The organism is Pseudomonas reidholzensis (assembly GCF_900536025.1).
Lineage (GTDB): Bacteria > Pseudomonadota > Gammaproteobacteria > Pseudomonadales > Pseudomonadaceae > Aquipseudomonas > Aquipseudomonas reidholzensis.
The window spans coordinates 166,983-187,658 of the sequence record NZ_UNOZ01000019.1; the positions used below are offsets into that span (position 1 = coordinate 166,983).

The 20,676-nt window shown below is 63.8% G+C and carries 15 protein-coding genes; 11 read left to right on the forward strand and 4 right to left on the reverse strand.

Features of this window, described 5'->3' with window-relative positions; genetic code table 11:
- Positions 1 to 75: 75 nt before the first annotated feature.
- Positions 76 to 1,044: an AraC family transcriptional regulator gene (locus tag CCOS865_RS14540; RefSeq protein ID WP_119141966.1), complete on the reverse strand. Its 969-nt coding sequence runs from the start codon at positions 1,042 to 1,044 to the stop codon at positions 76 to 78.
- Between the two features lie 102 nt (positions 1,045 to 1,146).
- Between CCOS865_RS14540 and CCOS865_RS14545 the strand changes: the two genes are divergently transcribed.
- Positions 1,147 to 2,397 carry an MFS transporter gene (locus tag CCOS865_RS14545; protein WP_119141968.1) on the forward strand — a complete coding sequence of 417 codons (1,251 nt, stop codon included), beginning with the start codon at positions 1,147 to 1,149 and terminating at the stop codon, positions 2,395 to 2,397.
- Between the two features lie 24 nt (positions 2,398 to 2,421).
- On the opposite strand, the gene CCOS865_RS14550 is transcribed toward CCOS865_RS14545, so the two are convergent.
- Complete coding sequence (locus CCOS865_RS14550; protein WP_119141970.1) at positions 2,422 to 2,883, reverse strand: type II toxin-antitoxin system YhaV family toxin; 462 nt, start codon at positions 2,881 to 2,883, stop codon at positions 2,422 to 2,424.
- Entirely contained in the window at positions 2,883 to 3,200 is a 318-nt protein-coding gene (locus CCOS865_RS14555) for a type II toxin-antitoxin system PrlF family antitoxin (protein WP_119142063.1), read from the reverse strand. The genes CCOS865_RS14550 and CCOS865_RS14555 overlap by 1 nt, the downstream gene beginning before the upstream one ends.
- Positions 3,201 to 3,513: 313 nt before the next feature.
- Between CCOS865_RS14555 and CCOS865_RS14560 the strand changes: the two genes are divergently transcribed.
- Positions 3,514 to 4,986, forward strand: coding sequence for a DUF262 domain-containing protein (locus tag CCOS865_RS14560; protein ID WP_119141972.1), 1,473 nt, complete (start codon positions 3,514 to 3,516; stop codon positions 4,984 to 4,986).
- A complete protein-coding gene (locus CCOS865_RS14565; RefSeq protein WP_167469062.1) occupies positions 4,986 to 6,944 on the forward strand; it encodes a DUF262 domain-containing protein in 1,959 nt (652 codons plus the stop codon). Before CCOS865_RS14560 ends, CCOS865_RS14565 begins: the two co-directional genes overlap by 1 nt.
- Positions 6,945 to 7,231: 287 nt before the next feature.
- Here the strand turns inward: CCOS865_RS14565 and CCOS865_RS14570 are convergent, their stop codons facing one another.
- Positions 7,232 to 8,146: a LysR family transcriptional regulator gene (locus CCOS865_RS14570; RefSeq protein WP_119141976.1), complete on the reverse strand. Its 915-nt coding sequence runs from the start codon at positions 8,144 to 8,146 to the stop codon at positions 7,232 to 7,234.
- Positions 8,147 to 8,360: 214 nt separating this feature from the next.
- On the opposite strand from CCOS865_RS14570, the gene CCOS865_RS14575 reads away from it, so the two are divergent.
- The 8 genes from CCOS865_RS14575 to CCOS865_RS14610 all read left to right on the forward strand — a co-directional run bounded on the left by CCOS865_RS14575 (position 8,361) and on the right by CCOS865_RS14610 (position 20,283).
- Positions 8,361 to 9,383: a zinc-dependent alcohol dehydrogenase family protein gene (locus CCOS865_RS14575; RefSeq protein ID WP_119141978.1), complete on the forward strand. Its 1,023-nt coding sequence runs from the start codon at positions 8,361 to 8,363 to the stop codon at positions 9,381 to 9,383.
- Positions 9,384 to 9,684: 301 nt separating this feature from the next.
- Complete coding sequence (locus CCOS865_RS14580; RefSeq protein WP_119141980.1) at positions 9,685 to 11,067, forward strand: hypothetical protein; 1,383 nt, start codon at positions 9,685 to 9,687, stop codon at positions 11,065 to 11,067.
- A gap of 124 nt (positions 11,068 to 11,191) precedes the next feature.
- Positions 11,192 to 12,844, forward strand: a complete 1,653-nt coding sequence (locus CCOS865_RS14585; protein WP_119141982.1) for a VRR-NUC domain-containing protein — start codon at positions 11,192 to 11,194, stop codon at positions 12,842 to 12,844.
- Positions 12,841 to 15,102 carry an ATP-dependent DNA helicase gene (locus CCOS865_RS14590; protein ID WP_119141984.1) on the forward strand — a complete coding sequence of 754 codons (2,262 nt, stop codon included), beginning with the start codon at positions 12,841 to 12,843 and terminating at the stop codon, positions 15,100 to 15,102. The genes CCOS865_RS14585 and CCOS865_RS14590 overlap by 4 nt, the downstream gene beginning before the upstream one ends.
- 86 nt (positions 15,103 to 15,188) lie before the next feature.
- A complete protein-coding gene (pgm, locus tag CCOS865_RS14595) occupies positions 15,189 to 16,826 on the forward strand; it encodes a phosphoglucomutase (alpha-D-glucose-1,6-bisphosphate-dependent) (protein WP_119141986.1) in 1,638 nt (545 codons plus the stop codon).
- 226 nt (positions 16,827 to 17,052) lie between these two features.
- Positions 17,053 to 17,526, forward strand: a complete 474-nt coding sequence (locus tag CCOS865_RS14600) for a MarR family winged helix-turn-helix transcriptional regulator (RefSeq protein ID WP_119141988.1) — start codon at positions 17,053 to 17,055, stop codon at positions 17,524 to 17,526.
- 31 nt (positions 17,527 to 17,557) lie between these two features.
- A complete protein-coding gene (locus tag CCOS865_RS14605; RefSeq protein ID WP_119141990.1) occupies positions 17,558 to 18,751 on the forward strand; it encodes an HlyD/EmrA/EmrK family protein in 1,194 nt (397 codons plus the stop codon).
- On the forward strand, positions 18,748 to 20,283 hold the full coding sequence (locus CCOS865_RS14610; RefSeq protein WP_119141992.1) for a DHA2 family efflux MFS transporter permease subunit: 1,536 nt from the start codon (positions 18,748 to 18,750) through the stop codon (positions 20,281 to 20,283). Before CCOS865_RS14605 ends, CCOS865_RS14610 begins: the two co-directional genes overlap by 4 nt.
- Positions 20,284 to 20,676 lie beyond the last annotated feature (393 nt).

The window sequence follows — 20,676 nt, forward strand, 5'->3', positions numbered from 1 at the left end:
CGGCTTGATTCAAAGGCTGTCCGGATTCCCGAAGAACATCTGGATAGAGCGCTAGCTCGGACTTTGCGCTCGGTTTCAAGTAACAGCGGGCTGGCTCACCTTACGACTCAATCCAGGTGTTTTTCCCGTAATACGCTTGAATGCACGGCTGAAAGCGGCCTGCGAGGTATAGCCCAAACGCTGCGCTACCTCTTCGATCGGTAGCCTTTCGAGGGTCAGCCACTGGCTCGCAAGCCGCATTCGCAGTTCGGTGACATAGCGCAGCGGGGCCATGCCAATCGTGACCTGGAAGCGCTCCGCGAAGACCGAGCGTGAGGTATTGCAGTGCTCGGCCAACTGCGCCACGGTCCAGTCGCGGCCCGGTTGCTGATGGAGCGCAAGCAGTGCACCGGCCAAGCGTGGATCACGCAAGGCGGCGACCAGGCCTGAGGCATTGCCGCAGGCGCACTCCACCCAGCCGCGAACGACCATGGCCGCCACCACGTCGGCCAGACGCGCGAGGATACCGGCGAAGCCGACACGTGCGGCGCTAACCTCGCGTTCCATGGTTGTCAGGATCGGTACCAGGCCGGGGTAACGCTGGCCGCCGGCATCAATCAGCATCAGGCCCGGCATCAACTTGCCAAGGCCATGGATACTGCCCAGTTCAAACTCCATACAGGCACTGAACAAAATAGTGCTCGGCGTGGGGCTGGCATCGGCTCCGGTCTCCACTGCGCTGATGGTGTCACCCAGCGGGGCGCCATCCAGACGGTCGATATCCAGTACAGGCGCGTCTGGATGTGAAAGCACTTGATGGGCCGCGCCATGGGAGATGAACACGGCGTTGCCGGCAGACAGCGCGTAGGTAGTGCCATCCTCCATTCGCAGCAGCGCATTGCCGACGGCGATGAAGTGGAACCAGGCGTGCCCAGGTTTTTCCGCGAAGCCCAAACCGAAGGTAGGGCCTGCCTGGATACGCCGGTATTCGACACCCCGCAGGCGCATGCCGCGCAATAGCTCGTTGATGAGGTCCGAGGAGAGAGCAAACTGGTCAGCGGGCATGGTTCAGGTGTTTTAGTCAAAAATTAGGGATTTACAATCATAGATCGTCCGGCTGCCCGCGCCTAGACTTCGGTTCGGAATGAAGTTCAGGAGATCCGTACCATGACCGACTGTGTATTTACTGCCGTATCCGACCGCCATCCTGGCGTCGGCTTGGATGAAGCGCCTGCGACCCCCGCGTGGATGGCCGTGTTTTCGTTGGCAATGGGGGTGTTCGGGTTACTGACCGCTGAGTACCTTCCGGCCAGTTTGTTGACGCTGATGGCGACTGACCTGAGCGTGTCCGAGGCGCTGGCTGGCCAGGCGGTAACGGTGACAGCCGTAGTAGCGCTGTTCGCCGGCTTGTTGGTGCCAGGCCTGACCCGTGGCATCGACCGGCGTTGGGTGTTGCTGGGGTTTTCCACGTTGATGGTCGCTTCCAATCTGTTGGTCGCCATTTCCTCCAGCTTCGCGGTGCTGTTGTTGATGCGCATCTTGCTGGGTATTGCCCTTGGCGGGTTCTGGAGCATGGCGGCGGCGGTAGCGATGCGCTTGGTGCCGAATGCTCTGTTGCCCCGGGCGCTGTCGATCATTTTCAGCGGCATTGCCATCGGGACGGTCGTTGCAGTGCCGCTGGGCAGCTATCTGGGCGGGCTGTATGGCTGGCGCAGCGCGTTCTTTGCAGCGGCGGCGGTAGGCATGCTGACCCTGGCTTTCCAGTCGTTCACGTTGCCGCGCCTCGCGCCGCGTCGGCCGGCAAGGCTACGCACTGTTCTAGAGGTGCTGCTGCGCCCAGGCATAGCCATGGGGATGTTCGGGTGTGTGCTGGTGCACAGCGGGCACTTCGCGATGTTCACCTATGTTCGGCCATTCCTTGAAGGGACCATCGGCATTGGCGCGCAAGGGCTGTCACTGATGTTGCTGGGGTTCGGTGTGGCCAACTTCGTCGGCACGCTGTTGGCCGGGAGGCTGCTGGAGCGCTATCCGCTGGCCACGCTGGTGTTGATGCCCGCACTGGTCGGCGTTGCAGCACTGGCGTTGGTGCTGTTGCCGGCGTCGTTGCCGGGGCAGGCGATACTCCTGGCGCTCTGGGGCTTGGCCTTTGGCGGTGTGCCGGTGGCGTGGTCGAACTGGGTTGCCAGTGCGGTACCTGATCAGGCGGAAAGCGCCGGAGGCATGGTGGTGGCCTCTGTGCAGTCCGCCATCGCAACAGGCGCCGCCGCTGGCGGTGCAGTGTTCAGCTTGGGTGGTAGCGCCGGCGTGTTCGTCGCAGCGGCCGTGGTGATGCTGCTGGCCGCGCTGTTGATTGCGCTGCGGGTTCGCGTCCCTTCTGGCCATGGCGTTCGCCAGTCCGAGGGGGCGTTGCACCTTTGAGAAACTCTCACCCAGTCGCGCAACCTATGCTTTGGGCTCGTCCCAGTCGCTACGCGTCGCAGCAGTCAGCGCATCCCAGTCATCAGGAGGGTTGCCGCGGCCCAGCATCTTCTCGAATACGGCGTAGGGATCGGATTTGCTGCCTGCGGACCGTAGGGTATTTTCGTCGTTGACCCATGCATAGACGATAACCTTTGACCTTGAGTCGTAGCGAAAGAACAGCCGAAAGCGCCTGCCGATTTTTGCGCGGCGCCAATGTCGGTACGCGGTGCCCAGCGTGTTGCCTTGGCGGAAATCATCACGGCCGGGGTCGGCAGGCACAGCCTCCATGATCAGATGGCTCAATGCCCGAAACAGTTTGACGTTGGCGTTGCTCTCAAAACCTTGAGGATCGTTCTGCTCGGCTCGGGCGGCGGCTTCTTGCAATTTGCTTAGCTGTAAAGTCACACCTTCATGGAACAGCAGTGTCCAGCCATGTCGCACCATCAGATCGCGACCTCACCGTCGATATCTTCGTCCAGGTTTACAGAGTGATTTGCGTTGGCGAGCAGGGTTTGCGCCAAGTCTTCCGGCAGGGTGGTGAGGTTGCGTCCGCCTCGGATATCAGCCTCTAGTAAACCCAGGAACGCACCGATGGCAGGGTCTTCATGGATGGTGTTTACGCTGCTGACCACAATTTCGCCCCCGCGGACGTCGAATGCGATCTTGCCACCGGTATCAACCCCCAGTAGCTGGCGAACTGATTTAGGGAGGGTGACTTGGCCTTTTGAGGTCAGCGTGGCGATTTCGTGGATGGCAGGCATGAGCATTCTCCCGGATGTTTTGACTGAATGGTAAGGAATAATCCTTACGCGGTCAATCTTGGCTTGCTGCTGATCAAACATCGGCGGGGAGGGCGCCAGTAGCACCGCAGGATGAGTTACACCACTTCTTGGGACACGATCACAAAAACGCAGCATGGGAAATCCACGGCTTTCTGTTGCCGCTCGCTGCGCAGTTGGACAGCGCGCCAGCCCTCATAGCGCTTTTGAATGAAATGGCCTTGTGCCATTATGGCAACTTGTAGTCTCCTCTCAAGGGGGCGCTGGCCGCCGGACCCAGTACAAGGACTGTCCTATGAATCAAGCCGTGAGTGAACGGTCGCTCGCCCCGCAATTGCCATTGGACGTTGAGGGCATCGCTGTCGCCTCCACGAGCCTCGACAACGTGTTCAACGGCAAGCGCATCCCCTCCAGCGACGGCGGGGTCATCTTCGGCCGGCTGCATCTGCCGGAGTATCAGCGGCCCTACCGCTGGAGCGAGGATCAACTAGGGCGGCTGCTCGACGACTTGCGCAGCTTCTTTAGCAGCGATGCACCGGCCCATGATTTCTACCTGGGCAGCATCATCTTGCACCAGGAGGGGGGCGACGGGCGCCAGCGTGGTCTGCTCAACATCATCGACGGACAGCAGCGAATTACCAGTCTGGCCTTGTTGCATTACCTCCAGCACGGCGAGAAAGGCGCGCCCGAACTGAAGTTCAACGCGCCGGAGAGCCATCGACGCATCCAGCTGAATCTTCGCTGGCTGGAGCAGCAACGGCTGCCGCGGATCGACTTCACCCGTATCAACGTGACCCTGGTCGTCACTCGGCGTGAAGACGACGCCTACCGTTTCTTCGAAACCCAGAACACCTCGGGCGTGCGCTTGAGCGGCGCCGACATCGTCAAGGCCTATCATCTGCGCAGTATTGCCGCCGCGGTGCAAGACGATTTCGCCCGAACCTGGGAGGGGCTCGGCGAGCTCAAACCGTTGGTCGCGGCCCTCATGAAGTCCCGGCACTGGCAAACTTTGCGCTGGCGCAACGTCGCCAGCGATCGGGATCCGCTGCAGGAGCGCAAGCAGATCGTCACGGAGCTCGCTGAGTGCACGCTTTCCGACACCGGCGACATCGCTTATCGGTCTCTGCAACTGCACCGCGATGCCTCGGGCGGGGAAACACAGATCATCCAGCCGGGTTACGCCATGCGCCAGCCGCTGGGTACCGGGGTCAATACCATGCGTGTAGTTGCCTACTTCCAAGGCTTGCGCAAGACCTTGCTTGAGGTCGACAAGACGGCCAAAGAACCCACGTTCGCCTTCTACTACAAGCGCTTGGCCCATGACGCATGCGGAAGCGTGTTTCTCAGCCGTGCTTTTGATTGCGCGTTGCTGATGTACGCCAGCCAGTTCGGTACTTCCCGTCTGCTTGAAGCCAGCCTGTGGATGTTCCGGATGATCTTCTCCTATCGCCTGATCAAGGATGTCAGCGTCCGGGAAGATGGCGTGCAGGCGCACCTCAAGGACAATTTGTTGCTGGACTGGATCGCAAATGCCCACACCCACCAAGAGCTGTTGAATTACTTGCGTGCCTACACCTACACGGCCAGTGCTGAGCATCTGGACAAGAACAGCATCAAGAAGCGCTTCGTGGAGTCGGTAGGTTTGACGCTGAACCTACATCTGCCCTGGCCTGAAACGCAGCGGGTGGCCGGTGAATATGACGCAGAGTTGCGCAGTGCCATCGAACGCATCAGCCGCGATGACCTCGTCTGCCAAGGAGGCAAATGATGAACGCCCAAGTCCAGTCCCATGTCCAGTCCGCCGCCACGCTGTGCGTCCAAGGCATATCGTTGACCATTCCCTGCTACCAGCGCCCCTACGTCTGGCCCGGCGATGCGGTGGAGGAACTCCTTGAGCAAATCATCCAGGCCAGCGAACCGGACGCGGACGGCCAACCGGTGCAAGCCCATTACTTCATCGGGACTGTGCTGAGCAGCGTGGTGCCATCCAGCGCCAATCCTGCCGCGAGCACGACCTACGAACTCATCGATGGTCAGCAGCGAATGACGACCCTTATGATCCTGGCGCTTGCCTTCTGCGCGTTGAAAACCGGCTCGCCGCTACGCTCGCTGGTGGTGCTGGGCAATGTTCCCCGCCTCACCTTCAATATCCGCGACGAAGTCCAGGCCCGGTTGAGTACCTGGGCGGGCTTGGCCGAAGAAAAGCCGCTGGACAAGGAGGATGCTGCCAATCCTTATCTGGTTCATCTGAGCGCCGCGCGCAAGGTCGCCTGCGATCGCCTCAAACGGTTGCGCGCCACGGGAGGTGAGCAGGCCCTGGAGCGGGTGGGCGACTACCTGTTTAACCAGGTCACGTGGGTCAACAATGTCATGCCGGCGGGCATGGACCTGAACAAGCTGTTCGCTACGCTCAACACCAGCGGCGTTCAGCTTGAGCAGACGGATATCCTCAAGGCTCGCTTGATGTCGCGGATCAAGCATCACCGCACGACGTATGAAGGGATCTGGCAGGCCTGCGAGGACATGGGCAACTACTTCGAAAGGAACCTGCGTGATGTTTTCGCCGGTGTCAGCTGGAACATGGTGGGCATCAATGACCTGCTGAGCCATTCCTTCGATCTCTTCTCCCTGGATCGTCCTGCTGCCGGTCACGCCCTAGGCCGGTCTATCGATCAAATCTCGTCGATGAGAATCCAGGGCGAGCAGGTGGGCGAAACCGAGAACAAGGATGAGGCTCGCTATCAATCGATCGTCAGTTTTGGCCTGTTGCTGATGCATGCCTACCGAATCTACCGCCATGCCCAGGGGGCTAAAGACATCGGTTTCCGTGTGAACGACGGTAACCTCAACGCCTGCTTCTCGAGTTTTGTTGAAACAGCCAGCGCAGCACAAGCCAAGGCATTCATGGAATGCCTGTGGAGCGTGCGCTTCCAGTTCGACCGCTGGGTAGTCAAGTGGGTCCGTCTGGGCGAGGACGATGAGCGGACCTTGCGCCTGAGTTCGCTCAGTCCCCGCAAGCGCATCATTTCGGAATGGCGCACGCATCTCGAGACTTCCGACCTGAGCCAGTTGCAAAGCGTGCGCTACCTCACCGGCGAGCGCAGCGCTCAGTACTGGCTGACCCCCTTTTTGGGCAAGCTGATCGAAACGCCCGGCATGGGCGAGCAGCAGGTATTGAAGCTGTTGGAAAGCATCGACAACCAGCTTTCCCTCACGGAAATGACTCAGAAGGAGGCGAGTTATCAACTGCTCTCCAGCGGCACAGCCGAATCCTTGCCGATCAAGGACAAGATCGCCTATCTGAAGGAGCACCACGGCACGAGCTTCGAGCACTACTGGTTCCAGAAGCTGGAATATATTCTTTGGCGGGAGCGACGCTCGTTCGGTTGGTTGCACTCGGCACGGCTGCAGTCGTACCGGATCACATCGAAGAACTCGGTCGAACACGTGCACCCTCAGAACGAAGAGTTTGGCAGCACACTCAGTGACCACCTGCTGCACGGCTTTGGCAATCTGGTACTGCTCAGCCCGGGAGAGAACTCGTCGTATAGCAACCTGGCGGTGATCAAGAAGCAGGCGGCCTTCCGCGCCAAGCCGAAGTACGACTCCTTGAAACTGGCGCACATGTTCCATGTGCTGGGCAATGGGGACGACTGGGGTCGCACCCAGATCGATAACCATGTTGACGAGATGCTGGCGCTTATCGAGGCGCATTACCGCCGCTGAGCCCGAAGTAGCCGATGCCGGTCACGAGGAAAGTTTTTAGAGGTTGCAAACGGATGGGCCGCAACGGATTTCTTGCGCAGATGGATTTACCGGGTTTTATTGCCCGGTTGCAAGCCGAGCTGCCAAGGCTTGATTTACATCCGTAGTGCTTGCCGAGCAGGCTCGTCGAGGGCGGATGGCACCGGCGGGTGGCGGGTATTGCGCACGTGCATGCGTCCTACCGTTGGGGTAACGCCTGGCATGACCGGGTTTGTCTTTGAATAGTTTTTCGGCGGTTTCAGGCACCTTCAAAGACTCTCAGGGTCGCCGAAGAACATCTGAATCCTGGACCGCAACCACCGCTCCGCCGGATCATTATCCTGCGCCCCACGCCACGCCATGTGCAGCTCGAAGCTACGCACTTCAATCGGCAGATCCTCGGCCCGGACCCCGCCACCCGCCGTCAGCACCTCGGCCGTGTAATCCGGCACCGTTGCGACGATATCCGTCCCCGTCAGCAAGCTGCTCAGCCCGTTGAACTGCGGCACCGCGAGCACCACGTGGCGCTTGCGGCCGATCTCGTCGAGGGCTTCATCGATAAACCCGGACAGGTCCCCGGCAAACGACACCAGCGCATGCGGCCGGGCGCAGAAATCATCCAGGGTGATGCTCCCCGGCATGCTGTCGGCGCGCAGCAGCTTGGGTTTGCTGCGCCGCAGTACCTTGCGCTTGGCGTTGGCCGGCAGGTCGCTGGTGTAGCTGACGCCCACCGAGATCTCGCCCGAGGCGAGCAGGGTGGGCATCAGCAGGTAATTGACCCGGCGCACCACCAGGACGATGCCCGGGGCCTCGGCGCGGATGCGCTTGAGCAACTGCGGCAGCAGGGCGAATTCGGCGTCGTCCGACAGGCCGATGCGAAACACCGAGGTGCTGGTGGCCGGGTCGAACTCGGCGGCGCGGCTGACCGCGGTGGAAATCGAGTCGAGCGCCGGCGAGAGCAGGGCGAAGATTTCGTTGGCCCGGGCCGAGGGCTCCATGCTGCGCCCGGTACGCACGAACAGGGGGTCATCGAACAGGTTGCGCAGGCGCGACAGCGCGGCGCTGATGGCCGGCTGGCCGAGGAACAGCTTCTCGGCGGCGCGGGTTACGCTGCGCTCGTGCATCAGGGTTTCGAACACGATCAGCAGGTTGAGGTCTACGCGACGCAGGTCGTTACGGTTCATCGATGCGCTTAGCCTATTCGCCAAAGGTGGGGCAGGGGTGAATCTTAAGGCCAAAGGCTGTTACCCTGCACCGATTTCCGGGTGCCAATGCGCGAATTTGCGCGGGGCCCAATCAATGGCAGACATGTCGACTATTAATAGCCACTGATGGTCTAACGGCCAAAGCCCGGATAAAGTTCGTGGTAATACAAGGTTCACACTGGCGAGGTTTGCGATGTCCCGCATGATCCGATTCCATACCTTCGGCGCCGCCGATGTGCTGCGCTGCGAGGAGCAGGGCGAGCGCTCGCCCGCCGCTGGCGAGCTGCAGATTCGCGTCGAGGCGATCGGCGTCAGCTGGTACGACGTGCTCTGGCGGCAGAACCTGGCGCCGTCCAAGGCGCGCCTGCCGTCGGGCATCGGCCATGAGATGGCCGGCACCGTGACGGCCGTCGGCGAAGGCGTCGAGGACATTGCCGTGGGTGACCGGGTGGCCAGCTTCCCGGCGACCAGCGCCAACGAGCATCCGGTGTACGGCGATGTCATCGTCCTGCCGCGCACGGCGATTACCCGCTACCCCGAGCTGCTCACGCCGATCGAGGCCAGCGTGCATTACACGCCGCTGCTGATCGCCTATTTCGCCTATGTCGACCTGGCGCGTGCCAAGGCCGGCCAGACCGCGCTGGTGACCGACGCCAGCCACTGCGCAGGGCCTGCCTTCGTGCAACTGGGCAAGGCGTTGGGGCTCAAGGTGTTCGCCGCCACCAAGGACGCCGAGCAGCGTGAGTACCTGCTCAGCCTGGGCGCCGACAAGGTGATCGTCACCGAAGAGCAGGACCTGCTCATGCAGATCGGCAAGTACACCGATGGGCGTGGCGTCGACATGGTCCTCGATGGCCTGGGCGGGCCGCAGATGTCGCTGCTCGGCGATGTCCTGGCGCCGCGCGGTAGCCTGGTGCTGTACGGCTTGCAGGGCGGCAACCAGACGCCGTTTCCGGCGTGTGCGGCGTTCCAGAAGAATATTCAGTTCTTCGTTCACTGTATCGGCAACTTCATCGGCAAGCCGGAGTTGGGTATCAGCCAGGACCAGGTCGCACTGCAGCGCGCGCTGCGCGATATCAACCAGTTTACGGCCGACAAGCTGCTGACCCCGCAGATCATCAAGGTGTATCCGTTCGATCAGGTGGTGGCCGCGCATCGCTACATGGACGAGTGCCCGTGCGGTGGCCGTGTGGTGCTGGACATGGGCTTGACCTAAGTTTTTTGCCTGTGCACTGAAGTATATGCTGTAACGACTTGGGGCCGCGCTGCGGCCCCAAGTCGTTCTGTGAGCGTAATGACTACCCTCCGCCAGAATTGCGTCAGAAACTTCCTACGCAGTTTAAATAACTTTCCTACAAGTTATGCTCTTCACGAAATATCCTTGTTCAAATTACGATTACCCCTCTTTCATTGTGGTGCTTGCCACTTGGCTATTTTCCGGATAAATCTTGGCTGAACGGTTTAGTTGGGAACTTGCAGAAAGCTCGGGAACAGTACTCAGGAACAGGGAGTGCCTTATGACTAATACCCATGAACAAGCGATGCACCATATCTACCGGCAAGTGCTCGAACGATTGCTCGAGCACATGACCCAAGGGCAGCGGGCCGCGCTGCAACTGTTGATCCAGCGGTTGGTGGTGTCGGCGGGTGGCATTGAGTATGTCGGCCAGTTCCAGTTGGTGGTGGTGCACGGCACTGATCGCGACAGCGCGTTGTTAATGGCCTGCCTGCGCGCCGCGCAATTAAGTATCGCCCAGCGTGCGCCGGCTACGTTTCGCTTGCGCGTGTTGGTCACCTCGCTACCGGCGAGCAGCGCCGACAGCCTGAAGTTTCATGAGCGCTGCTTCAGTACCTTGTTCCTGCAGGATGATCCGCGGGTCGAGCTGCTGATGATCGAAGGCCACGAAGTGGTGCCGTTCAACAGTAGGCCCGTGGTGTCGGTCCGAGCGTGGGCGCGCCCCCGCGAGTCGCTGTTGCTGTTCGGGCATCTCAACGGCGGCCGGCCGGACGCCTTGTTCGGCAGTCGCCTGCACCTGCAACTGGCTCAGGCGTTTGCCCACACGCTGGAGTGCCATGACGGCGCGCTGGCCCTGCTGACGCTGATCCCCGAGCGCCAACGCCGGCGCTACCTGGCTTGGTGCCGACGGTGCCTGCGGCTGGCGGGCGAGCCAGGGCTCAATGCCAGTGCGGTGGACATCGCCCGGTTGGCCGAGGCCATCGCCAGGCTGCAAGGCGTGGCAGGGGCACCGTTCGAGACGAGCAGCGGTGCAACGCGCCAAGCCAGTGGGCAAAGCGCTTTTAGGGTGATTGGGGTGGATGACCTGATCCGCCATGAAGGCCCGAGCGAACAGCTCGAGCGGATGCTGAACACCCGCTTCGCCGACGCGGTCAGCGAAGCCCCCCTGGCGGCGTATTTCGAGATCGATGCCTTGGCCCAGCTGCGGTACGTGCGAGCGCGCATGCTGCTGCGCCGCCGGCAGGGTAAAAGCCAGCCGCTGGGGCTCAACCGGCACGGTGCCGGGCCGCTGGCACTGATCAGCGATCACGGCCGGGCCCGCGTATTGCCCATCCTGCACCTGCATCAACAGCAGCTGATCTGCCTGTTGTACGCGCCCTTCGCCGATTACGGGCGACGGCTGCTGGGGTTCGTCGAGTGCTTTCATCCGCGGATGCTGGTGGCACTGCCCTATCTGCACCGGGCGTTGCGCGGTGACGCCTGCCCTGAAGGGGTGAAACAGTGGCTGCGCGAGGTCAGCGGGTTGAGCCTGGCGCAGTTGAAGGCGGTCTATGCCCGGAGGGTAGGGCAGCCGGCCATGCGCCTGCTGGCGAACCTGGCCAAGCGCGACCTGGCGCTGCGCTTGCTGGAGAAACCGGTGCAGCGCAGTGAAAAATCCCCTTAGGCAGCTCGTCCAGGGTTGCGTCAACACACAAGGACGCAGCCCCTGACCACTGATCTGGAGCACTTGCCAGACATCCCTGTCTGTATGTATAACCAGTGCTTGTCCCCTCTGCCTGACCCGTGCCGTGATTGCCCATTCCGTCGATGATCCGTTCTATTACCTGCACAACTTCCGCCAGGTGCTGAGCTGGGTAGCACAGCGCTACAGCGACCTGCTCGACGCGCCCGAGCAGGCCTTCGTCGATACGTTCGAGCGCCTGGAGCTGCCTGCGCAGGCCCTGTTGGTGCGCATGGTCATGCGCAAGGGCGAGCTGTTTCGCAGTGACAAGCTGGTGTACGCCGAGATCGGCGAGCCGCACGCCGCCTTGCAACCGTTGCTGGCGCTGGGCTGGATCTGTGATCGCGCGCCGCTGTCGCTGGAGCAGCTGTTCGGTCTGCTGCGCAAAGAAGAGTTGGCCCTGTGCTTCGCCGCCCAACTGAGCCGGCCGCGCGCGGCCAAGGCCGACCTGCTGGCCCAGTTGCAACCCCTGCAACTGGCGCCCCGGCCACTGGCCGAGTGGTTCGCTGACTGCCCGCTGCAGATCGTCCACTGGCGGCTGCAAACCGTGTGCGACCGCCTGCGGCTGTTGTTCTTCGGCAACCTGTACCAAGACTGGTCGGAGTTCGTGCTGGCCGACCTCGGCGTGCTGCGGTTCGAAACCGTGCCATTCAGCGATGATTCCCGCGCCCTGCGCCGGCGGGCCGAGGTCGACCTGGCCATGGCCTTGCACCAGTGTGCCGAGCGCCTCGAGCAAGGCGTGGCGCCGAGCCTGCTGCTGGCGGTGCTCGACGGCCTGCACAGTGACAACCCCTGGCTGGCGCGGCGCCGCTCACGGCTGCTGTTCAGCATCGGCCAGCACTGCGAACGGCTGGGCGAGTGGGACCTGGCGTTGACGGTGTATGAACAGAGCAGCCACCCCGAGGCGCGCATCCGCCAGGTCCGCGTGTTCGAGCGCAGCGAGCAGTGGGCACCTGCCCAGGCGCTGGCCGAGCAGATGGCCCGGGCGCCGGGCAACCCGCTCGAGGTGCAGGCGCTGGAGCGCATGCTGCCGCGCCTGGCGCGCAAGCTCGGCGGGCCACCAACGCCGCGTCGGCGGGCTGCGGTGGTCACCCCGATCGAGCTGGAGCTGCCGACGCAGCTGGCGGCGCTCGGCGTCGAGGAGGCGGTGCGGGTGCACCTGGAGCAGGACGGTGGGCAAGTGCACTACGTCGAGAACACGCTGTTCAACAGCCTGTTCGGCCTGTTGTGCTGGGACGCGATCTTCGCGCCCGTGCCAGGGGCGTTTTTCCACCCGTTCCAGGCGGCCCCGCAGGACCTGCACGACGCCGACTTCCGTCAGCGCCGCAGTGCGCTGTTCGACGCCTGCCTGGGGCGGCTCGACGACGGTACCCATGCCGCGGCCATTCGCGCCTGCTTCGAAGCCAAGCACGGCTTGCAGTCGCCGTTCGTGTTCTGGTCGATGCTTAGCACCGAGCTGCTCGACCTGGCGCTGGCCTGCCTGCCGCCGGCGCACCTCAAGCAGTGCTTCCTGCGCCTTATGCAGGACATCCGCAACAACCGTGCGGGCATGCCCGACCTGATCCAGTTCTGGCCGGAGCAGGGCACCTACCGCATGGTCGAGGTCAAGGGGCCTGGCGACCGGCTGCAGGACAACCAGGTACGCTGGCTCGAGTTCTGCCGCGAGCACGGCCTGCCGGTCGCGGTCTGCCATGTGCGCTGGCGTGAGCAGGCGGCATGAGTTACAGCGTGGCGGTGCGCGCCCTGTGTGAGTTCAGCGCCAAGGTCGGTGACCTGGACCTGCGCTTCACGCCTTCGCCCACCGCCCAGGAGGGCATCGCCGGCCATCGGCGGGTCACGGCCCGCCGCGATGCCGACTATGAGGCCGAGGTGGCGCTGCAGGGGCAGTATCAGAGCCTGCAGGTGCGCGGCCGTGCCGATGGCTACGACCCGGCGCGCAATCGCCTGGAAGAGATCAAGACCCACCGCGGCGACCTGGCCCGCCAGCCAGCCAACCACCGCCAGCTGCACTGGGCCCAGGCCAAGGTCTACGCCTGGCTGCTGTGCCAGGCGCGGCAACTGCCGACCATCGAGGTGGCGCTGGTGTACCTGGATGTCGACAGTGATCGGCAGACGCTGATCAGCGAGCAACACAGCGCCGACGACCTGCAACGCTTCTTCGAAACCCAGTGCCAGTGCTTTCTGGCCTGGGCGCAGGCCCAGGAGCAGCGGTTGGCCGAGCGTGACCGTGGCCTGCAGGCCATGGGCTTTCCTTACGGGCAGTTTCGCCAAGGCCAGCGGCAACTGGCGGAGACCCTGTACAAGGCGGTCAGCACCGGCCGCTGCCTGATGGCACAGGCCAGCACCGGCATCGGCAAGACACTCGGCACGCTGTTCCCGTTGCTCAAGGCGATGGTCCCGCAGCAGCTCGACAAATTGTATTTTCTCACCGCCAAGACCCCCGGCCGCGCACTGGCCCTCGATGCGCTCGCGCAGCTCACTGCGGCCGCTGCCCAACCGGCCTTGCGCAGCCTTGAGCTGATCGCCCGCGACAAGGCCTGCGAGTACCCCGGCAGTGCCTGCCATGGCGAGTCCTGTGTCTTGGCCAAGGGTTTCTACGACCGCCTGCCCGCCGCGCGCGAGGCGGCGGCAGCACTGCCGATGCTCAACCGCGAGGCGCTGCGCGAGGTGGCGCTGGCGCACCAGGTCTGCCCCTATTACCTGGGCCAGGAAATGGCCCGCTGGGTCGACGTGGTGGTGGCCGACTACAACTACTATTTCGACGCCCATGCCTTGCTGTTCGGCCTTGCCCAGGCCAACCAGTGGCGCGTCGCCGTGCTGGTGGACGAGGCGCATAACCTGGTCGATCGGGGGCGCGGCATGTACAGCGCCAGCCTCGACCAGGGCCAGCTGATGGCGCTGCGCCAGAGCAAGCCAGAGGGCCTGGGCAGCGCGCTCGAGCGGCTCAACCGGCAATGGAACGCGCTGTACAAGGACCAGCGTGCGCCATACCAGGCCGGCGAGCGTTTGCCAGACGCCTTCGCCCAGGCCCTGCAGCAGTGCATCGGGCTGATCCAGGAGCGCCTCAACCAGACGCCGGCCGGGATCGACCCGCAGGTCTTGCAGTTCTTCTATCAAGCCCTGCAGTTCAGCCGGGTGGCGGAGCTGTTCGACGAGCACTACCTGTTCGATGTCAGCGTGCGCGACGGCCCGCGCAAACGTCGCCTGGCCACCCTGTGCCTGCGCAATGTGGTGCCGGCACGCCTGCTCGGGCCACGCATGCGTGCGGCGCGCAGCGTCACCTTGTTTTCCGCCACCTTGAGCCCGCGGCAGTATTACGCCGACCTGCTGGGGATGCCCGCCGACACCGCCTGGCTGGACGTCGCGGCGCCGTTTCGGGCCGAGCAGCTGGACGTGCGCATCATCAGCCAGATCTCCACCCGGTATCAGCAGCGCCAGGCATCGCTGGCACCGATCGTCGAGCTGATCGCCGAGCAATACCAGCGTCAGCCGGGCAACTACCTGGCGTTTTTCAGCAGCTTCGAATACCTGCGACAGGTCGCCGGGCTGTTGGCCGAGCGCTATCCCGCGTTGCCGCGCTGGGAGCAGGCGGCGGGCATGGACGAAGCGGCGCGCCAGGGCTTTCTCCAGCGCTTCGTGCCCGACGGCCAGGGCATCGGCTTTGCCGTGCTGGGTGGCGCCTTCGGTGAAGGCGTCGATCTGCCGGGCACGCGCTTGATCGGGGCGTTCGTCGCGACCTTGGGCCTGCCCCAGGTCAACCCGGTCAATGAGCAGTTCAAGCAGCGCCTCGGCCGGCAGTTCGGCGCCGGCTTCGACTATGCCTACCTGTACCCCGGCGTGCGCAAGGTGATCCAGGCGGCAGGGCGGGTGATCCGCGGTGACCAGGACCGCGGCGTGCTGCTGCTGATCGACGAACGCTTCGCCGAACCGCGGGTGCAACAGATGTTCCCCAACTGGTGGCAGACGGCCTGCGAATAATCCCTGGGCGCCCCATCGCACGGCATTGCAACTCCCAGTACACTGCGCGTTCCAACACCTACATTCGTTGAACTCGAGGTTCTTGCATGACGCTCAGTCCTTTGGCAGGCAAGCCGGCTCCGGCCAGCGTGCTGGTCGATATCCCCCGCCTGCTGACCGCCTACTACACCGGCCGCCCCGATGCGTCCGTCGCAGCCCAGCGCGTGGCCTTTGGCACGTCGGGGCACCGGGGTACGTCCCTGGAGCTGAGTTTCAACCAAGACCATGTCCTGGCCATCACCCAGGCCATCTGCCTGTACCGCCAGGCCCAGGGCTACGATGGCCCGCTGTTCATCGGTGCCGACACCCACGCGCTGTCCGCGCCGGCGGCGGCCAGTGCGCTCGAGGTGCTGGCGGCCAACGGCGTGCAGGTGATGGTGTCCAAGGACGACGAGTACACCCCGACCCCGGCGGTGTCGCACGCGATTCTCTGCCATAACCGTGGCCGCCAGAACGGCCTGGCCGACGGCATCGTGATTACCCCGTCGCACAACCCGCCACAGAGCGGCGGCTTCAAGTACAACCCGCCCAACGGTGGCCCGGCCGACAGCGACGTGACCAAGTGGGTCGAGGCCAAGGCCAACGAACTGCTGGCCGCCGGCCTCGCTGGCGTCAAGCGTATGGATTACGCCGAGGCGCTCAAGGCGCCGACCACCCAGCGCCATGACTACATCGCGCACTATGTCGCCGACTTGGAAAACGTCATCGACTTCGACGTGATCCGCGCGGCCAACCTGCGCCTGGGCGTCGATCCGCTGGGCGGGGCAGGGGTGCGCTACTGGCAGGCGATCGCCGACCACTACCGCTTGAACCTGGAAGTGGTCAACAGCGAGGTCGACCCGACCTTCCGCTTCATGACCGTCGACTGGGATGGCCAGATCCGCATGGACCCGTCCTCGCCGTACGCCATGCAGGGCCTGATCGGCCTGCGCGATCGCTTCGATGTGGCCTTCGCCTGCGACCCGGACCATGACCGCCATGGCATTGTCACGGCAGATGGCCTGTTGGCGCCGAACAACTACCTGGCAGTGACCATCGACTACCTGTTCCGTAACCGCCCGCAATGGCGCAGCGACGCCGCGGTGGGCAAGACCGTGGTCAGCAGCGGCCTGATCGACCGGGTGACCGCGCGCCTGGGGCGTGAGCTGTTCGAGGTGCCGGTCGGCTTCAAGTACTTCGCCCAAGGGCTGTACGACGGCTCGCTGGGCTTTGGCGGCGAGGAGAGTGCCGGGGCGTCGTTCCTGCGGCGTGACGGCTCGGTCTGGGCGACCGACAAGGACGGGCTGATCCCGGCGTTGCTGGCGGCCGAGATGACCGCGCGTACCGGGCGTAATCCGAGCCAGGCCTATAACGACCTGACCGATGCCCTGGGCAAGCCGTTCGCCACCCGTGTCGAGGCCAAGGCGGATGTGCGCCAGAAGGCCTTGCTGAGCAAGCTGGCGCCAGAGCAGGTGAAGTCCACCGAGTTGGCCGGCGAGCCGATCGTGCAGGTGTTGAGCCATGCGCCGGGCAATGGCCAGGCGATTGGCGGGCTCAAGGTGATGACCGCCAACGGCTGGTTCGCCGCGCGGCCTTCCGGGACCGAAGACATCTACAAGATCTACGCCGAGAGCTTTATCGACGAGGCGCATTTGCAGCGCCTGGTGCAAGAGGCTCAGGCCTTGGTCGATGCGGCGATTGCCTGAAGCTGACAACACCTAGTTAGACATTTGGCGCTTGCGCCAATGCAACCGCGGGGCAAGCCCGCTCCCACGTCGGCTTTCGTGGGAGCGGGCTTGCCCCGCGATGGCTTTAGCCCAGTCAAAGACATTCCCTCCCCAAAAAACCACTATTTACATAGCCTGCTAATCAAGGCTTTGACATTCACTGCCTAGGCAGTAATATTTATACACATCTACCCGAGCCGCCCCGATGTCCCATTTCACTCCGGATAATTTCCAGACCTGCGCCATCGGCATGCTGCTGGGTCGCGCCGCGATCCTCAAGGACCGCATCCTCGACTGGCACCTGGAAAGCGAAGGCGTCACCGCCGCGCAGTTCAAGGTGCTGATCATCGTCACCCAGTACCAGGTCGACACCCCCGCTGAGCTGTGTCGCTACCTGGGCCTGGACAGCGGTTCGATGACCCGCATGCTCGACCGCCTCGAGCTCAAGGGTCTGATCCTGCGCACGCGCTGCCCAGAAGACCGGCGCCAGGTGCGCCTGGCGCTGACCGCCGACGGCCAGCGCCTGGCCGACCGCTTGCCGGAGATCGGCGCGGCGGCGATGAACGAACTGGTCGGCGTGCTCCAGGCCGAGGAGCTGAAAACCCTCGAAAGCCTGCTGGCCAAGGTGCTCCTGAACGCTGGCGACCCCCTGACGATCCGCCGCTTCGGCGATCGTTGATCCCTGTTACGACATTTTTCAAGGTACTGCCATGGCTACTCCCGCGGACACATCCCAACCCACGCCGGCGCCCGAGGCCTCGGCCAAGCGCAAGACCTGGCTGCTCGCCCTGCTGGTCCTGGTGATCCTCGGCGGTGCCGGCATCTGGGCCTGGCACAGCCTGGTCGGGCGCTGGCACGAGAGCACCGATGACGCCTACGTCAACGGCAACGTGGTGGAAATCACCCCGCTGGTGACCGGCACCGTCATCAGCATTGGCGCCGACGATGGCGACCTGGTGCATGCCGGCCAGGTGCTGCTGCAGTTCGACCCCGCCGACAGCGAAGTCGCGGTGCAGGCCGCCGAGGCCAAGCTGGCGCGCACCGTGCGTGAAACACGCGGTCTGTACAGCAATGTCGACGCGCTCAAGGCGCAACTGCAAAGCCGCGCGGCCGAACTCAAGAAGGCCCGTGACAACTACAACCGGCGCAAGGTGCTGGCCGACAGCGGGGCGATCGCCGCCGAAGAAATCTCCCACGCCCACGATGACCTGACCTCGGCCCAGAGCGCCCTGGACAACGCCCGTCAGCAGCTCAACACCAGCACCGCGCTGGTCGACGACACCGTTGTGGCGTCGCACCCTGAGGTCATGGCGGCCGCCGCCGACCTGCGCCAGGCCTACCTCGACCATGCCCGCACCACCCTGGTGGCACCGGTCACCGGTTACGTCGCCAAGCGCACCGTGCAGCTCGGTCAGCGCCTGCAGCCCGGCACCGCGACCATGGCGGTGATCCCGCTGGAGCAGGTGTGGATCGACGCCAACTTCAAGGAAACCCAGCTGCGCGACATGCGCATCGGCCAGCCGGTGGAAATCAGTGCCGACCTGTATGGCAGCGAGGTGAAGTACACCGGCACCATCGACAGCCTCGGCGCGGGCACCGGCAGCGCGTTTGCCTTGCTGCCGGCACAGAACGCCACCGGCAACTGGATCAAGATCGTCCAGCGGGTACCGGTACGCATCCACCTGAGCCCCGAGCAGCTCAAAAACCATCCATTGCGCATCGGCCTGTCGACCGTGGTCGAGGTCGACCTACATGACCAGAGCGGCCCGACCCTGGCCCAGCAACCGCCGCAGCAGGCCAGCTACACCACCCAGGTGTATGACCGGCAGCTGGTCGAGGCCGACCAGATGATCGCGCGGCTGATCCACGCCAACAGTGCCTCGGGCAAGACGGCGCTGCGATGAGCAACACCGCCGCCGCGCAGTTCACCCCGCCGAGCCTGCTGCTGACCACCATCGGCCTGTCGCTGGCGACGTTCATGCAGGTGCTCGACACCACCATTGCCAACGTCGCCTTGCCGACCATTTCCGGCAACCTGGGGGTCAGCTACGAGCAGGGCACCTGGGTCATCACCTCGTTTGCCGTGAGCAACGCCATCGCCTTGCCGCTGACCGGCTGGCTGAGCCGGCGCTTCGGCGAGGTCAAGCTGTTCATCTGGGCCACGCTGCTGTTCGTGATGGCGTCGTTTCTCTGCGGTATCGCCCAGTCGATGCCGGAGCTGGTGGGTTTTCGGGTCCTCCAGGGCGTGGTCGCCGGGCCCTTGTACCCGATGACCCAGACGTTGCTGATCGCGGTCTACCCGCCGGCCAAACGGGGGATGGCGCTGGCCTTGCTGGCGATGGTCACGGTGGTCGCACCGATTGCCGGGCCAATCCTGGGCGGCTGGATCACCGACAGTTACAGCTGGCCGTGGATCTTCTTCATCAACGTGCCGATCGGCCTGTTCGCCGCCGCCGTGGTCCGCCAGCAGATGCGCACGCGGCCGGTGGTGACCAGCCGCCAGCCGATGGACTATATCGGCCTGATCACCTTGATCATCGGCGTCGGCGCCTTGCAGGTAGTGCTCGACAAGGGCAACGACCTGGACTGGTTCGAGTCGTCGTTCATCATTGTCGGCAGCCTGATTTCAGTGGTGTTCCTGGCCATTTTCGTGATCTGGGAGCTGACCGATCGCCACCCGGTGGTCAACCTGCGGCTGTTCGCCCACCGCAATTTTCGCATCGGCACCATCGTGCTGGTGGGCGGGTATGCGGGCTTCTTCGGCATCAACCTGATCCTGCCCCAGTGGCTGCAGACGCAGATGGGCTACACCGCCACCTGGGCTGGCCTGGCCGTGGCGCCGATCGGCCTGTTGCCGGTGATCATGTCGCCGTTCGTGGGCAAGTACGCGCACCGCTTCGACCTGCGCGTGCTGGCGGGCCTGGCGTTCCTGGCGATTGGTGCCAGCTGCTACATGCGCGCCGGCTTCACCAGTGAGGTGGACTTCCAGCACATCGCCCTGGTGCAGCTGTTCATGGGCATCGGTGTGGCGCTGTTCTTCATGCCGACCCTGAGCATCCTGCTCTCCGACCTGCCGCCGCAGCAGATCGCCGATGGCTCGGGCCTGGCGACCTTCCTGCGGACCTTGGGCGGCAGCTTTGCCGCGTCGCTGACCACCTGGATCTGGATCCGCCGCGCCGACCAGCACCATGCCTACCTCAGCGAGCACATCAGCCAGTACGACCCGGCCACCCGGCACACCCTGGAGCAGCTCGGCGGGGCCGGCCCACAGAGCTACGCGCAGCTGGAGCAGATCCTCAACGGCCAGGCGTACATGATGTCGACGGTGGACTATTTCACCCTGATGACCTGGGTGTTTGCCGGGCTGATCCTGCTGGTGTGGTTCGCCAAGCCGCCGTTTACCGCCAAGGCCGGGCCTGCTTCGGCCGGGCATTGAAGTATAGGGTCACCGACGGTGGGCGTGGCGGCGGCAGTCATGCACTGTGCCGTTTGCCCCGACCATCGTCGGTGATGGCTGCCAGCCTTGAACGCCCCAACTCGGCGATTACTGGGATAGTTGCCGGGGGTGGGGCATTTCGATTGTTGGGCTTATCCGTTCGGTGTGGTGCGGCCACTGGCCCCTTCCGCCCTTACGGCGGGTCACTTTTTTTCTTGGAAAAAAGTAACCAAAAACCGCTTGCTCCTGCATCCGGCCCTTCGCTGCGCTACGGGTTCCCTCACTCCGGCCTTGCTCCCGTGAGGACCGCGCCGGACGGGCCTTCCTGGCCCGCGGCGCTTGCCGGCCATCCATGGCCGTCACCTCACTCCGCAAGACCTCCGTTCGGCCTCC

Bases quoted from the DNA above. Each gene is read 5' to 3' on its own strand.
- CCOS865_RS14540 (WP_119141966.1), bottom strand. From the start codon at position 1,044: ATGCCCGCTGACCAGTTTGCTCTCTCCTCGGACCTCATCAACGAGCTA.
- CCOS865_RS14545 (WP_119141968.1), top strand. From the start codon at position 1,147: ATGACCGACTGTGTATTTACTGCCGTATCCGACCGCCATCCTGGCGTC.
- CCOS865_RS14550 (WP_119141970.1), bottom strand. From the start codon at position 2,883: ATGGTGCGACATGGCTGGACACTGCTGTTCCATGAAGGTGTGACTTTA.
- CCOS865_RS14555 (WP_119142063.1), bottom strand. From the start codon at position 3,200: ATGCCTGCCATCCACGAAATCGCCACGCTGACCTCAAAAGGCCAAGTC.
- CCOS865_RS14560 (WP_119141972.1), top strand. From the start codon at position 3,514: ATGAATCAAGCCGTGAGTGAACGGTCGCTCGCCCCGCAATTGCCATTG.
- CCOS865_RS14565 (WP_167469062.1), top strand. From the start codon at position 4,986: ATGAACGCCCAAGTCCAGTCCCATGTCCAGTCCGCCGCCACGCTGTGC.
- CCOS865_RS14570 (WP_119141976.1), bottom strand. From the start codon at position 8,146: ATGAACCGTAACGACCTGCGTCGCGTAGACCTCAACCTGCTGATCGTG.
- CCOS865_RS14575 (WP_119141978.1), top strand. From the start codon at position 8,361: ATGTCCCGCATGATCCGATTCCATACCTTCGGCGCCGCCGATGTGCTG.
- CCOS865_RS14580 (WP_119141980.1), top strand. From the start codon at position 9,685: ATGACTAATACCCATGAACAAGCGATGCACCATATCTACCGGCAAGTG.
- CCOS865_RS14590 (WP_119141984.1), top strand. From the start codon at position 12,841: ATGAGTTACAGCGTGGCGGTGCGCGCCCTGTGTGAGTTCAGCGCCAAG.
- pgm (WP_119141986.1), top strand. From the start codon at position 15,189: ATGACGCTCAGTCCTTTGGCAGGCAAGCCGGCTCCGGCCAGCGTGCTG.
- CCOS865_RS14600 (WP_119141988.1), top strand. From the start codon at position 17,053: ATGTCCCATTTCACTCCGGATAATTTCCAGACCTGCGCCATCGGCATG.
- CCOS865_RS14605 (WP_119141990.1), top strand. From the start codon at position 17,558: ATGGCTACTCCCGCGGACACATCCCAACCCACGCCGGCGCCCGAGGCC.
- CCOS865_RS14610 (WP_119141992.1), top strand. From the start codon at position 18,748: ATGAGCAACACCGCCGCCGCGCAGTTCACCCCGCCGAGCCTGCTGCTG.